The sequence below is a fragment of the Amycolatopsis sp. CB00013 genome (assembly GCF_001905755.1).
Lineage (GTDB): Bacteria > Actinomycetota > Actinomycetes > Mycobacteriales > Pseudonocardiaceae > Amycolatopsis > Amycolatopsis japonica.
This window is the reverse complement of sequence record NZ_LIWC01000001.1, coordinates 1938284-1950798: the sequence shown is the minus strand read 5'-3', so window position 1 is coordinate 1950798 and position 12515 is coordinate 1938284. Positions and strand designations below refer to the sequence as shown.

13 protein-coding genes are annotated in these 12515 nt (G+C 68.2%); 11 read left to right on the top strand and 2 right to left on the bottom strand.

Annotation, left to right across the window (positions count from 1 at the left end):
- Positions 1–5: 5 nt before the first annotated feature.
- Genes AMK34_RS08745 through AMK34_RS08735 form a run of 3 tightly spaced genes read left to right on the top strand, consistent with a single transcriptional unit; the run spans position 6 to position 2225 of the window.
- Positions 6–305, top strand: coding sequence for a phosphopantetheine-binding protein (locus AMK34_RS08745; protein WP_038511975.1), 300 nt, complete (start codon positions 6–8; stop codon positions 303–305).
- Between the two features lie 4 nt (positions 306–309).
- A complete protein-coding gene (locus tag AMK34_RS08740; RefSeq protein ID WP_038511978.1) occupies positions 310–1095 on the top strand; it encodes an alpha/beta fold hydrolase in 786 nt (261 codons plus the stop codon).
- Complete coding sequence (locus AMK34_RS08735; protein WP_073844186.1) at positions 1092–2225, top strand: glycosyltransferase; 1134 nt, start codon at positions 1092–1094, stop codon at positions 2223–2225. The genes AMK34_RS08740 and AMK34_RS08735 overlap by 4 nt, the downstream gene beginning before the upstream one ends.
- A gap of 111 nt (positions 2226–2336) precedes the next feature.
- Here the strand turns inward: AMK34_RS08735 and AMK34_RS08730 are convergent, their stop codons facing one another.
- Positions 2337–3191, bottom strand: a complete 855-nt coding sequence (locus AMK34_RS08730) for an ABC transporter permease (RefSeq protein WP_038511984.1) — start codon at positions 3189–3191, stop codon at positions 2337–2339.
- A complete protein-coding gene (locus tag AMK34_RS08725; protein WP_073844185.1) occupies positions 3188–4132 on the bottom strand; it encodes an ATP-binding cassette domain-containing protein in 945 nt (314 codons plus the stop codon). The genes AMK34_RS08730 and AMK34_RS08725 overlap by 4 nt, the downstream gene beginning before the upstream one ends.
- A gap of 415 nt (positions 4133–4547) precedes the next feature.
- Here AMK34_RS08725 and AMK34_RS08720 point away from each other — a divergent pair, with 415 nt between their 5' ends.
- From AMK34_RS08720 to AMK34_RS08685, 8 genes are read left to right on the top strand one after another with little or no spacing between them, the layout of a single operon-like run.
- Positions 4548–5351, top strand: a complete 804-nt coding sequence (locus tag AMK34_RS08720) for an MlaE family ABC transporter permease (protein WP_038523080.1) — start codon at positions 4548–4550, stop codon at positions 5349–5351.
- 4 nt (positions 5352–5355) lie between these two features.
- On the top strand, positions 5356–6195 hold the full coding sequence (locus AMK34_RS08715) for an MlaE family ABC transporter permease (protein ID WP_007033208.1): 840 nt from the start codon (positions 5356–5358) through the stop codon (positions 6193–6195).
- Entirely contained in the window at positions 6192–7415 is a 1224-nt protein-coding gene (locus AMK34_RS08710; RefSeq protein WP_038511990.1) for an MCE family protein, read from the top strand. The genes AMK34_RS08715 and AMK34_RS08710 overlap by 4 nt, the downstream gene beginning before the upstream one ends.
- Positions 7412–8425: an MCE family protein gene (locus AMK34_RS08705; protein ID WP_038511993.1), complete on the top strand. Its 1014-nt coding sequence runs from the start codon at positions 7412–7414 to the stop codon at positions 8423–8425. The genes AMK34_RS08710 and AMK34_RS08705 overlap by 4 nt, the downstream gene beginning before the upstream one ends.
- Entirely contained in the window at positions 8422–9432 is a 1011-nt protein-coding gene (locus AMK34_RS08700; protein ID WP_073844183.1) for an MCE family protein, read from the top strand. Before AMK34_RS08705 ends, AMK34_RS08700 begins: the two co-directional genes overlap by 4 nt.
- Positions 9432–10436: an MCE family protein gene (locus AMK34_RS08695; protein ID WP_038511999.1), complete on the top strand. Its 1005-nt coding sequence runs from the start codon at positions 9432–9434 to the stop codon at positions 10434–10436. Before AMK34_RS08700 ends, AMK34_RS08695 begins: the two co-directional genes overlap by 1 nt.
- On the top strand, positions 10433–11410 hold the full coding sequence (locus tag AMK34_RS08690; protein ID WP_038512002.1) for an MCE family protein: 978 nt from the start codon (positions 10433–10435) through the stop codon (positions 11408–11410). Before AMK34_RS08695 ends, AMK34_RS08690 begins: the two co-directional genes overlap by 4 nt.
- Positions 11410–12510, top strand: coding sequence for an MCE family protein (locus AMK34_RS08685; RefSeq protein ID WP_073844181.1), 1101 nt, complete (start codon positions 11410–11412; stop codon positions 12508–12510). The genes AMK34_RS08690 and AMK34_RS08685 overlap by 1 nt, the downstream gene beginning before the upstream one ends.
- Positions 12511–12515: the final 5 nt, after the last annotated feature.

Here is a 12515-nt window from a genome sequence, read left to right as displayed (position 1 = left end):
GAGCAATGACCATCGAACAGCAGAGTCCGGCGTCGGTCTTCGGCACCGTGGCCGAGTTGCTGAAGGAACTGGTCGGGGACACCGACGTCCTCGGCATCGAGATCACCCCGCAGACCACCTTCCACGAGGATCTCCAGCTGGAGAGCATCGATCTGGTGACCTTCGCGAGCATCCTCGCCGAGTTCTTCGGCGCGGACGTCAACCTCGCGGAGTTCCTGGCGGAGAAGGACCTCGACGACGTGATCGAGCTGCGGGTCGGCGACATCGCCGACTACGTGGCCGCCCGCCTCGGCGAACGGGGCTGAGGCGGTGCCGACCATGACCGTCAACGGGCTGCGCACCAACGTGCAGCTCGTGCCCGGCGGGGGCACGGAGACCGTGGTGTTCCTGCACGGGATGGGCACCGACAGCCTCGCGAGCTTCTACCTCACGCTCGCGCCGCCGGTCGCCGCCGCCGGGGTGGACGTGATCAGCTACGACCTGCGCGGGCACGGCAAGACAGAACGCCCGGAGCGCGGGTACACGATCGCGGATTTCGTCGCCGATCTCGACGACCTGCTCGACCAGCTCGACCTCGACCGGCCCGTGCACCTGGTCGGCAACAGTTTCGGCGGCACCCTCGCCTACAGCTACGCCGTGGCGAAACCGGAGCGGGTGCGCAGCATCGTGTGCATCGAGTCGGAGCCGGCCACCGAACTGTGGGCGGACAAGATGTCGCAGATCCTCGAACACACCGTACGGTTCTTGAAGGTCGAGGAGAGCTTCGACTGGATCGAGGCCAACTACAGCGCGCATCACCGGCGGCTGGCGAGAATGGCCGCCGAGCGGATCATGTCGACGTCGATGGCCGAAGAGGTCCCGCTCGGTCCCTTGCTGACGCTGGACCAGGTGGCGGGGATCGGCTGCCCCGTACTGTCCATTTTGGGCAGTCACGGCTACCAGGCCGACGATCTCACCGCGCTGACCTCGTTGCTGCCCCGCGGCGAGCTGCACGTGTTCGAGGGCCAAGGGCATTCGGTGCTCGTCGAGCAGCACCGCGAGGTCCGTGAGCTGCTGCTGAACTGGATCGACCGGCACGGGAGGCCACGCGGATGAGCCGGTTCCTGCTGGTCGTCCCGCCGCTCACCGGACATGTGGCGCCGTTGCGCGCGGTGGCCGCCGAGCTGGTGGGCCGCGGCCACGACGTCGCCTGGTGCGGTCCGGAACCCACGACGTCCGAACTGACCAGGGCGGGCCGGGTGTACGCGGCGGGGGACGCGCTGGAGTTCGCCGTCGAGCGGCGTCCCGAAGGCCTGCGCGGGTTCGCGGCGCTGAAATACTTGTGGGAGCAGTACCTCGTTCCGCTGGCGGATGCGATGGTCCCGGGCGTCGAGAAGGCGGTGGAGGCTTTCCATCCGGACGTCGTGCTCGCCGACCAGCAGGCCTTCGCGGGCGCCCTGGTGGCGAGCCGCCGCTCCCTGCCGTGGGTGACGTCGGCGTCGACGTCGACCGAACTCGGCGATCCGCTGGGCGCGATGCCGAAGATCGCCGCCTGGGTCGACGGATTGCAGGAGGGCCTGCGCGCCCGGCACAAGGTGTCCTGTGGCGACTTACGGTTCTCGCCGGAGCTCATTCTCGCGTTCACCACCGTGTCCCTGACGGGCCCGATCGCCGACGTCGGCGCGGTCCGCTTCGTCGGGCCCGCGCTGGCTCCCGCGCCGCCTGTCGGCTTCTCGTGGGACCGGCTCGACGGCCGTCCGCTCGTCATCGCCACCCTCGGCACCGCCAACGCCGCCCTCGGCCGCCGGTTCCTGTCCGAATGCGTCGACGCCCTCGCCGGGATGCCGGACGTCCAGGGCCTCGTCGTCGACCCGACCGGCGAACTGCTCAGCGACGACGTGCTGGTCGTCAAGCGGATCCCGCAGGCGGAAGTGGTGCGGAAAGCGGCGGCGGTGCTCTGTCACGGCGGGCACAACACCGTCAGCGAGACCCTGGCCTCCGGCCTGCCGCTGGTCATCGCGCCGATCCGGGACGACCAGTCGATGCTCGCTCAGCAGGTCGAGACGGCTGGCGCCGGGTTGCGTCTGCGTTTCGACCGCGCGAAGGCACCCGACATCCGCCGCACGGTCACCGAAGTGCTGACCGACCCCGCCTACGCCGCGGCGGCCGCGCGGGTGCGGGCCTCGTTCGCGGCGGCCGGGGGAGTCGTGGCCGCCGCGGACCACCTCGAGTCCTTGCCGCACTGACGCCTACCCGGATCATGCGTGCTTGGCGACGGAACTCGCGTGATTGGAGGCGGAACACCGAGTTCCGCCTCCAATCACGCGAGTTCGGTCTTCGATCACGCGAGTTCCGGCTCAGGTCATCGGGGTGACGTCGCGTGGAGTCCGGAAGGTGCGGGCCGCGATCCATCCACCGGCGGCCGCGGCGACGGCGGCGATCGCCAGCGACACCGGGATCGACCAGCCCGACGGCCGTCCGAGCGCGAGTGCCCGTGTCGCGTCGATCGCGTAGGTGAGCGGGTTCAGCGCCGAGACCACCCGCAGCCAGGACGGCATCGTCTCCAGCGGCATGTACGCGCTGGAGGAGAACATCAGCGGGAACATCACCACGAACGACGCCATCTGCAGGGTTTCGGCCTTGCGCAGCCAGGTCGTGATGGCGACGAAGATCCAGCTCAGGCACCAGCCGACGACGAGCGTGAGCAGCAGCGCCGCGGTGATCCCGAAAACGCCGCCGGTCGGCCGGAAACCCAGCAGCACCACGCTGGCGAGCGTGGTCACCAGCAGTTGCACGCCGAGCCGGGCGGAATCCGAAATGGTGCGCGCCACCAGGACGGCGGAAAGGCTGATGGGCATGCACCGCAGACGTCCGGTGAAACCGCTGTAGATCTCCGCGAGCAAGCCGGCGCCCGAACTCATCGCCGTGGTCATCGCGATGTTCACCAGTGTCGCCGGGACGAGGAAATTCACGTATCCCTCGTACGCCGCGACCCCGGGCAGCGTGCTGACCCCGGTGAAGACCTGGCTGAACAACAGGAGCAGCACGATCGGTTGCAGCAGACCGAAGAACACCAGCCTGCGGTCGCCGAACGCCGTTTTCAGCGAGCGGGCCGCGAGCACCCGGACCTGGGTGGCGAAGGTGCTCGGCGGCCAGGTCGCCGGATTGGTCAGCACCGGCTGCGACGGTGCGCGGTGCCGCGCCTCGGTCATGGCGCGGCCGCCGGATTCCGGTGCAGCGAAAGGTAGACGTCGTCGAGGGTCGGCTCGGCGACGGTGAGGTCCTTCATGGGCGCGCCCGCCGCGTCGAGCGCGCGGACCAGCACGGTGATGTCGGCGGGCCCGGACAGCGCGACACCGATCACCAGCCCGGACGCCGACGTCGTGCAGCCCATGCCGAGCCGGTGCAGCGCGGCCAGCGCTCGGCGGGCGGCCAGATCGGTGCCGAAGGTCAGTGTCGCGGTCCTTTCCCCGAGCCGCGCCTTCAGTTCCGACGGCCGCCCGGACACTGTGACGTGCCCGAGCCCCAGCACGATGACGTGATCCGCCAGTCTGTCCGCCTCCTCGAGGTACTGCGTGGTGAGCACGACGGTGGTGCCGCGCGCGGCGAGCCGTTCGACGCCGTCCCAGAGCCCCGCCCGGCTGAGCGGGTCGAGCCCGGTGGTCGGTTCGTCGAGGAAGAGGACGTCGGGGGAGCCGACCAGGCCTGCGGCCAGATCGAGCCGCCGCCGCATCCCGCCGGAATACGTCCGGGCGGGGCGGTCCGCCGCGTCGTCGAGGCCGAACATGGCGAGCAGTTCGGCCGCGCGGGCCCTGGCCTGGCGCCGGTTCGCACCCAGCAGCCTGGCGACGAGTTCGAGGTTGCCGCGGCCGGAGAGCGCGTCGTCGACCGCGGCGAACTGGCCGGTGACCCCGATCCGCCGCCGGACGTGATGCCCGGCGCGTACGACGTCGAAACCGCACACCTTCGCGCTTCCGCCGGTCGGCTTGACGCGGGTGCTGAGAATGTCGATCAACGTCGTCTTGCCCGCGCCGTTGTGGCCGAGCACCGCGAGCACGGTGCCGCGGCCGACCCGGAGACTGACGCCGGCGAGAGCCGTCACTTCACCGTAGTGCTTGGCGAGGCCGGTCACCTCGATGGCAGCCTGCTCCATTCGCCGAACGTAGCGGGCTTTTCGGTGCGGCCGCAATGAAAGTAGGAGGACTCAGGATGCGCGTGACAATTCCACGACCACGGCGGCTGACGGGGGTGACAAAAGTGATCACCTGCGGTCTCGTGAGTGACAAGGACGGTTGGAACCGTCATTAACACTCATGGGACACAAGGCAAAACAGTTACCGCCATAACAACCTTGACCCCTCCCTGGCATGCCATTGTCGAATTACTTGTCTCCCTGATCTTCCGCCAGTAGCGTGCAGCCAGAGTTGGCCGTTCGGCCGGAGAAGTAGAAGTGAGGAAGCCCGAATGTCAGTGATGACCGGGCGCGTTCCGCGCGCCTTCCCGCGCCCGGCGATGCCGGGACCGGAGGCGCTTTCCTCGGCTTCCGTCGACGGATGCGGAGCCTGACGATGGCCAATCCAGCCGCCCTGCTCGCCCGCGCACCGGAGAAGGCCGCCGCGGGACTGCGCGAATTCGGCCGCATGTGCGCCATGGGGATCGACGTCGTCATCGCGATGTTCCGCCGTCCCGTGCAGGTTCGCGAGTTCATCCAGCAGTTCTGGTTCATCGCGAGTGTGTCGATCACGCCCGCGATCCTCGTGTCGATTCCGTTCGGTGCGGTCATCTCGCTGCAACTGGGATCGCTCACGAGCCAGATCGGCGCGCAGCAGTTCAACGGCGCCGCGAGCGTTCTCGCGGTGGTGCAGCAGGCCAGCCCGATCGTGACCACGCTGATCATCGCGGGCGCGGGCGGGTCGGCGATCTGCGCGGACCTGGGCGCCCGCTCCATCCGCGAGGAGATCGACGCGATGGAGGTGCTCGGCGTCTCGCCGATCCACCGTCTGATCGTGCCCCGCGTACAAGCGGCCATCGGCGTTTCGGTGCTGCTGAACGGTTTGGTCAGCGTCGTCGGTGTGCTCGGCGGCTACTTCTTCAACGTCATCGTGCAGGGCGGCACCCCGGGTGCGTACCTCGCGAGTTTCAACGCGCTGGCCCAGCTGCCCGACCTCGTCGTCAGCTCGATCAAGGCGTTCATCTTCGGTTTCCTCGCCGGTGTCGTCGCGGCCTACCGGGGACTGAACCCCAGAGGCGGCCCCAAGGGTGTGGGCGACGTCGTCAACCAGTCGGTGGTGATCACGTTCCTGCTCCTGTTCTTCGTCAACACGATTCTGACCGCGCTGTACCTGCAGCTCGTCCCCGCGAAGGGAACCTGATCCCGTGACCAGCGTCCCCGAACGGGCCCGCGAGGCGTTCAAACGCCCCGGCAACAGTCTTTTCGAGCTGGGCGACCAGTTGCTGTTCTACATCCGCGCGCTCGCGGCGATCCCGATGGCCGTCACCCGCTATTTCCGCGAAGTGGTGCGCCTCCTCGCCGAAGTGACCTTCGGCAGCGGGGCGCTCGCGGTCATCGGCGGCACCGTCGGCGTGATGGTCGGCCTGTGCGTGTTCACCGGGATCACGGTGGGGCTGCAGGGCTTCAGCGCGCTGAACCAGATCAACATCTCCGCGATGACCGGCTTCCTCACCGCGTACTTCAACACCCGCGAGATCGCGCCGCTCTCGGCCGGGCTGGCGTTGTCCGCGACGGTCGGCGCCGGGTTCACCGCGCAACTGGGCGCCATGCGGATCTCCGAGGAGATCGACGCGCTCGAAGTGATGGCCGTGCGCAGCATGCCCTATCTCGTCACCACCCGGATCGTGGCCGGGTTCATCGCGATCATCCCGCTCTACGTGATCGGCCTGCTGATCTCGTACCTGGGCTCGCGGGTGACGACGGTGGTCTTCTTCGGACAGTCCGGCGGAACCTACGACCACTACTTCTCCCTGTTCTTGCCTCCTGAAGACGTGTTGTGGTCGTTCGGCAAGGTGCTCGTGTTCAGCGTCGGCGTCATCCTCACGCATTGCTTCTACGGCTATCGCGCCGCCGGCGGCCCGGCCGGTGTCGGGGTCGCGGTCGGCCGAGCCGTGCGGACGTCGATCGTGCTGATCAGCGTGCTCGATCTCTTCCTCAGCCTGGCGATCTGGGGCGCGACCACGACGGTGAAGGTCTCCGGATGAGCGCGCGGGCACGGACACAGGCGGCAGGGGTGATCTTCCTCGTCATCCTGGTGCTGCTGGGCTGGCTCGCCGTCGCCATCTTCAACAAGGACTTCGAGCGGGCGGAAATGGTCACGCTGAAGGCCGACCGCGTCGGCAACCAGCTGGCCCCGCCCGCCGAGGTCAAGGTCCGGGGCGTCCCGTTCGGCGAGGTCAGGGCGGTCCGGGGCACCGCGGAAGGCGCGGAGATCGATCTGGCGATCGACCCGGCGAAGATCGATCAGCTGCCGCGCAACGTCTCCGCCCGGCTGCTGCCGAAGACGGTGTTCGGCGAGCGTTACGTCAACCTCGTGCTCCCGGAGCGGCCCGCCGGCGGATCGCTGCGGGACGGCGACGTCATCGGACAGGACCGGTCGGCCAACGCGATCGAACTGGAACGCGTGCTCGGCGATCTGCTGCCCCTGCTGCGGGCGGTGCAGCCGCAGAAGCTGAACAGTTCACTGGGCGCGATCTCGCTCGCACTCGACAACCGCGGGAAGTCCTTGGGGGACAGCATCGTCCAGCTCAACGACCTGCTCAACCAGGTGAATCCGCTGATGCCGCAGTTCAAGGCCGACGTCAGCGGGCTCGCCGACGTGGCGGATCTGTACACCGGCGCGGCGCCGGACATCCTCAAAGCCCTCTCGGATCTTTCGACGACCGCGAAGACCATTGTGGACACTCGTGCGGACCTCGACAAGCTGTACACGAGCGTCACCACCGCGAGCGGCGACATGAACAAGTTCCTCGTGCAGAACAAGGACAACATCATCGGTGTCAGTGTGAAGAGCAGGCCGACCCTGGAACTGCTGTCCCGGTACTCACCCCAGTTCCCGTGCCTGTTCGACGCGGTCAACCGGCTCAAGCCGGTGATGGAGAAGGCCTTGGGCAAGGGCACCGGTGAACCGGGACTGCACGTGACGCTGTCCGTCCACGACCCGCGCGACAAGTACGTGCCGGGCCGGGACGATCCGCGGTTCGACCAGAAGGGCGGGCCGCGCTGCTATGGCGGCGGCGGGTCTTCGGCGGCGGTCGCGTTCGCCGCCGATGGGGACCTCGGTCCGGCCAATTCGAAGGGGGAGCGGGGGCTGGTCGCCGAGATCCTGGCGCCGTCGCTCGGGATGAAGCCGGCCGAGGTCCCGGACTGGAGCAGCGTGCTCGTGGGCCCGGCGCTGCGCGGTACGGAGGTGACCGTCCGATGAGGAGTATCGCGGGGCCGGCGATCAAGGGCCTGATCTTCTTCGTGATCACCGTGGTGGCGACGGGGATCCTGGCCATCACCATCGCCAACTCCGGCGTCGGCACGACGGTCGGCTACACCGCGAGGTTCACCGACGCGACGTCGGTCAACCCCGGCGACGAGGTCCGGATGTCCGGTGTCCGCATCGGCCAGGTCGATTCGGTCGGCGTGGTCGAGCGGCGGCTGGCGGACGTGCGGTTCTCGGTCGAGAACAAACGCCGCCTCACGGCCGGGGCCACGGTCACCATCCGGTACCGCAACCTCGTCGGCCAGCGATATCTCTCGATCGACCCGGGCCCGGACGGGCCTGCCGCGCTCGACGAAGGCGCGCTGATCCCGCCGGAGCGGACCCATCCCGCGCTCGATCTCACCGCGTTGTTCAACGGGTTCAAACCGCTGTTCCAGGCGCTTTCGCCGAGCGACGTCAACCAGTTGTCGTTCGAGATCGTCCAGGTGCTGCAGGGCGAGGGGAGCACCATCGACAGCCTCATCGAGCACACCGCGTCGCTCACGAACACCTTGGCGGGCAAGGACCAGGTGATCGGCCAGGTGATCGGGAACCTCAACACGGTGCTCGACACGCTCAACTCGCAGGGCGACCAGTTCGACAAGCTCGTCGACGTCACGGCGCAGCTGGTCTCCGGGCTCGCCGGGGACGCGAAACCGATCGGGCAGGCGATCGGCGGGCTCGGCGAACTCACCACGGCCACCGCGGATCTGCTCCAGGACGGCCGCGCGCCGTTGAAGGACAGCATCAACACCCTCGGCGACCTGTCGAAGAACCTCGCGGACAACACCCCGGTGTTCGAGCAGTTCTTGGCGAACCTGCCCAAGAAACTGGACCGGATGGGCGCGATGGTCTCGTACGGTTCCTGGTTCAACTTCTACCTGTGTTCGGTGAAGTCGGACGCGCCGCCCGCACCCGGCGGCCCGCCGGTCGGTATCCCGCTGACCCAGGGACGGTGCCGATGAAAGCGCCGAGGATCAAACCGTTCCGCAGCCGCAACCCCATCGTCGTCGGCGCCATCACGGCCCTGCTGATGACCGTCACGGGTTCGGCGGTGTTCTTCTCCGACGATCTCCCGCTGATCGGCGGTGGGACCACGTACGCGGCGGAATTCACCGAAGCGGCCGGGCTCAAACGCAACGACGAGGTCCGGGTCGCCGGGGTGAAGGTCGGCGAGGTCTCCGACGTCCTGTTGGACGGCGCCAAGGTCAAGGTCCTGTTCCGGGTCAAGGACACCTGGGTCGGCAACCGCACCACCGCGGCGATCAAGATCAAAACCCTGCTGGGGCAGAAGAATCTCGTCCTCGATCCGGTCGGCAACGCGGAACTGGACCCGGACGAACCGATCCCGGTGCAGCGCACCAGTTCGCCCTACGACGTCACCACGGTCTTCAACGACCTCGCGAACACGGTGGGCGCGATCGACACCGATCAGCTGGCGAAGGCGTTCGGCACGCTGTCGGAAACCCTCGGTGCTTCCACCCCGCAGGATGTCCGGACCGCTTTCGACGGCATCACCGCGCTGTCCAAGACGCTCGCTTCCCGGGATCAGGAACTGGTGAAGCTGTTCGCGAACACGAACAAGGTGTCCAAGACACTCGGGGACCGCTCGCAGCAGATCGAGGCCTTGATCCGCGACGGCAACACGCTGCTCACGGAGCTGAACGCGCGCAAGGACGCGATCGCGAAACTGTTCAGCGGGGTGAAGAACCTGTCGATCCAGCTCAAGGGACTGGTGGCGGACAACCAGAAGACTCTCGGTCCGGCACTGGAGCAGCTCGATCGCGTCGCCACCGTGCTGCTGCGCAACCAGGACAAGCTCAACGAGAGCCTGCGGCTGGCCGGTCCCTTCTACCGGCTGCTCGGCAACGCGGTCGGCAACGGCCGGTGGATCGACACCTACATCTGCGGGCTCGTCCCGACCGGTGGCACGCCGGGCAGCTGCATGCCGTCGAGGCAGGGAGGACGCTGATGGGACGCCACTTCACGCTCACGGATCTCGGCGCCCACGCCCGGCGGCGGGCTTGGCTGCGGCGGCTCGCGGTCGCCGTCGTCGCGGGTCTGCTGGTGACGGCGGCCTGGCCGCTACTGACCCGGCAGGCCGACCGCGTCGTGACCGGGTTCTTCACCGCGACCGTCGGCGTGTACCCGAACACCGAGGTGCGGGTGCTCGGCGTCCCGATCGGTTCGGTCACCAAGGTCGAACCGCGCGGCACGAACGTCGAAGTGACCATGACCGTGCGGCCCGACGTCAAACTGCCCGCGGACGTCGGTGCCGTCGTGATCACGCCGAGCCTGGTCGCCGACCGGTACGTGCAGCTCACCCCGGTGTACCTCGGCGGACCGGAACTGGGCGGCGACGCGCGGATCCCGCCCGAGCGCACCGTCACCCCGGTCGAGGTCGACGAACTCCTGGGCAGCCTCAACCAGCTGATGACCGCGCTGGGACCTAAGGGCGCAAACCGGGACGGCGCCGTCAGCGACGTCCTCACCAAGGCCGCGACCTACCTCGACGGCAACGGCGGCAAGCTCGGCGAGGCGATCAAGAACCTCGGCGAGTTCGCCAGGACGGCGAGCGACTCCAAGGACGATCTGTTCAACTCGGTCGACAACATCAGCAAGTTCACCGCGATGCTGGCGGCGAACGACGGCAAGGTGAAACAGGCGATCCAGCAGATCTCCTCGCTCAGCAAGATCCTGGCCGATCAGCGGGACCAGTTCTCCGGCGCGATGACCGAACTCACCGAGGCGCTCAGCGTGGTGCAGGGCTTCATCAAGGACAACCGGGGCAAGGTCAAGTCCGATGTGGACAAACTCGCCGAGATCACCAAACTCCTCACCCAGCAGAAGGCGTCACTGAGCGAGGCGCTCGACGCCGCGCCGAACGCGCTGGCGAACGTGCTCGGCGCGTACAACCAGGGCGCGGGAACGCTGGACGGGCGAGGGAACATCACCGAATTCTCGGGGGCGAAATGAAGACCCGGATCGCTGCCGTACTCGTCCTCGTGCTGGCCGCCACCGGCTGCAGCGACGGTGTCGACGTCTACGACATCCCGCTGCCGGGCGGGGCCGCGCTGGGGGAGCGCCCGATCCACGTCACGGCGAGTTTCACCAACGTGCTGGACCTCGTGCCCCAGTCCGGGGTGAAGGTCAACGACGTCCCGGTCGGCCAGGTGCGGACCGTCGATCTGGCGCCGGACGGCCGCAGCGCGGTGGTCGGCCTGCTCATCAACGGGGACGTGAACCTGCCGGCCAACGCCGTCGCGCGGCTGCGGCAGGCGAGCATCCTCGGCGAGAAGTTCGTCGAGCTCGCGCCGCCGCCCGAGGGCACGCCTAGCGGACGGCTGGCCGACGGCGCGGTGATCCCGTTGGCCGGTTCTTCGCTGACTCCGGAGATCGAGGAGGTCTTCGGCGCGCTTTCCCTGCTGCTCAACGGCGGTGGTGTCGCGCAGGTGCAGAACATCACCCGTGAACTCAACGCCGCGCTCGGCGGCAAAGAGAGCGCGGCACGCAGCCTTCTGTCCAATTTGGACGTGTTCGTCCGCGGGCTCGACGAGCACAAGGCGGAGATCACCCGTGCCATCGAGAGTGTCAACAAGCTCGCGGCGACCCTGAACGGGAACACCGAGGAGATCAAGGCGACGCTGAACGGGCTCACCCCCGGGATCGAGGTCCTGAACCAGCAGCGTCAGGCGCTGGTCGGGATGCTGAAGTCGTTGGACGGGCTCACTTCGGTCGCGGTCGAGACGGTGAATCGCAGCAAGGACGACCTCGTCGCCGACCTCAAGGCGCTCGAACCGTTGCTGCGGAAGCTGGCCGAGTCCGGGGACAAACTGCCGAAGGCCATGGAGATGATCTTCACCTTCCCGTTCCCGGACGCCGCGCTCGAGGCCATCCGCGGTGACTACCTGAACACGTTCCTGACCTTCAAGAACAATGGTGGCCGCTGATGTTGACCAAGTTCGTCCGCGTGCAGCTGGTGGTCTTCGTGACCATCGCGGTCCTCGGTGTCGCGTACGTCGGCGCGACGTACGCGGGGCTGGACAAACTGGTGCTCGATCGCGGGTACACGGTCAAGGTGCGGCTCGCGACCGGCGGCGGCATCTTCAGCAACGCCGAGGTCACCTATCGGGGCGTGCCGATCGGTCGCGTCGGGGACCTGCGGTTGACCGCCTCCGGGATGGAGGTGGACCTCGAAATCGAGCCGGGCGGCCCGGAGGTGCCCGCGGACACCGAAGCCGTCGTCGCCAACCGGTCCGCCGTCGGCGAGCAGTACGTCGACCTGAGGCCGCGCCGCGACAACGGAGCAATGCTGCGGGACGGTTCGGTGATCGCCGAGGCGGACACGAAGATCCCGCTGCCGGTGGACGTCGTCCTGTCCAGTGTGGACTCTTTCGCGAACTCGGTGCCGAAGCCGGCGCTGCGGACCGTGGTCGACGAGCTGTACAACGCGACTTCCGACGCCGGCCCGGCGCTGGACCAGCTCGTCGGTAGGGGGATCGAGTTCGTGCAGGCGGCGAGCGCGCACGTCGGCCCGCTGACCAGGTTCGTGACCGACGCGCAGACCGTGCTCGACACCCAGGTCTCGCAGGCGGACGCGATCCGCTCGTTCGGCGCGAACGCGAAACTGCTCGCCGCGACGTTGAAGAGCTCCGACGGCGATCTGCGACGGCTGATCCCGGCCGTCCCGGCGGCCGCGAACGAGGTCAGCACGCTGCTGCGGGAGACCGGCCCGAGCCTCGGCATCCTGCTGGCGAACCTGCTGACCACCGCGGACGTACTGGAAACGCGGCAGGACGGGATCGAGCAACTGCTCGTCACCGCGCCGAAAGCGGTCGCCGCCGGGCACGCGATCATGGGGCCGGACGGCGCACACGTCGGCCTCTCGCTGACGTTCTTCGACCCGCCGCCGTGCGTCACCGGTTACGGGACCGGCTATCGCGACGGACTCGATACTTCGCCGCGTCCGCTGAACACCGCGGCGCGCTGTGCCCTGCCGAAGGGCAACCCGACGAACGTGCGCGGCTCGCAGAACGTGCCCAGGAGGTGAAGGCC

Coding starts and splice junctions, on each gene's coding strand:
- AMK34_RS08745 (WP_038511975.1), top strand. CDS start 6: ATGACCATCGAACAGCAGAGTCCGGCGTCGGTCTTCGGCACCGTGGCC.
- AMK34_RS08735 (WP_073844186.1), top strand. CDS start 1,092: ATGAGCCGGTTCCTGCTGGTCGTCCCGCCGCTCACCGGACATGTGGCG.
- AMK34_RS08730 (WP_038511984.1), bottom strand. CDS start 3,191: ATGACCGAGGCGCGGCACCGCGCACCGTCGCAGCCGGTGCTGACCAAT.
- AMK34_RS08725 (WP_073844185.1), bottom strand. CDS start 4,132: ATGGAGCAGGCTGCCATCGAGGTGACCGGCCTCGCCAAGCACTACGGT.
- AMK34_RS08720 (WP_038523080.1), top strand. CDS start 4,548: ATGGCCAATCCAGCCGCCCTGCTCGCCCGCGCACCGGAGAAGGCCGCC.
- AMK34_RS08710 (WP_038511990.1), top strand. CDS start 6,192: ATGAGCGCGCGGGCACGGACACAGGCGGCAGGGGTGATCTTCCTCGTC.
- AMK34_RS08705 (WP_038511993.1), top strand. CDS start 7,412: ATGAGGAGTATCGCGGGGCCGGCGATCAAGGGCCTGATCTTCTTCGTG.
- AMK34_RS08700 (WP_073844183.1), top strand. CDS start 8,422: ATGAAAGCGCCGAGGATCAAACCGTTCCGCAGCCGCAACCCCATCGTC.
- AMK34_RS08695 (WP_038511999.1), top strand. CDS start 9,432: ATGGGACGCCACTTCACGCTCACGGATCTCGGCGCCCACGCCCGGCGG.
- AMK34_RS08690 (WP_038512002.1), top strand. CDS start 10,433: ATGAAGACCCGGATCGCTGCCGTACTCGTCCTCGTGCTGGCCGCCACC.
- AMK34_RS08685 (WP_073844181.1), top strand. CDS start 11,410: ATGTTGACCAAGTTCGTCCGCGTGCAGCTGGTGGTCTTCGTGACCATC.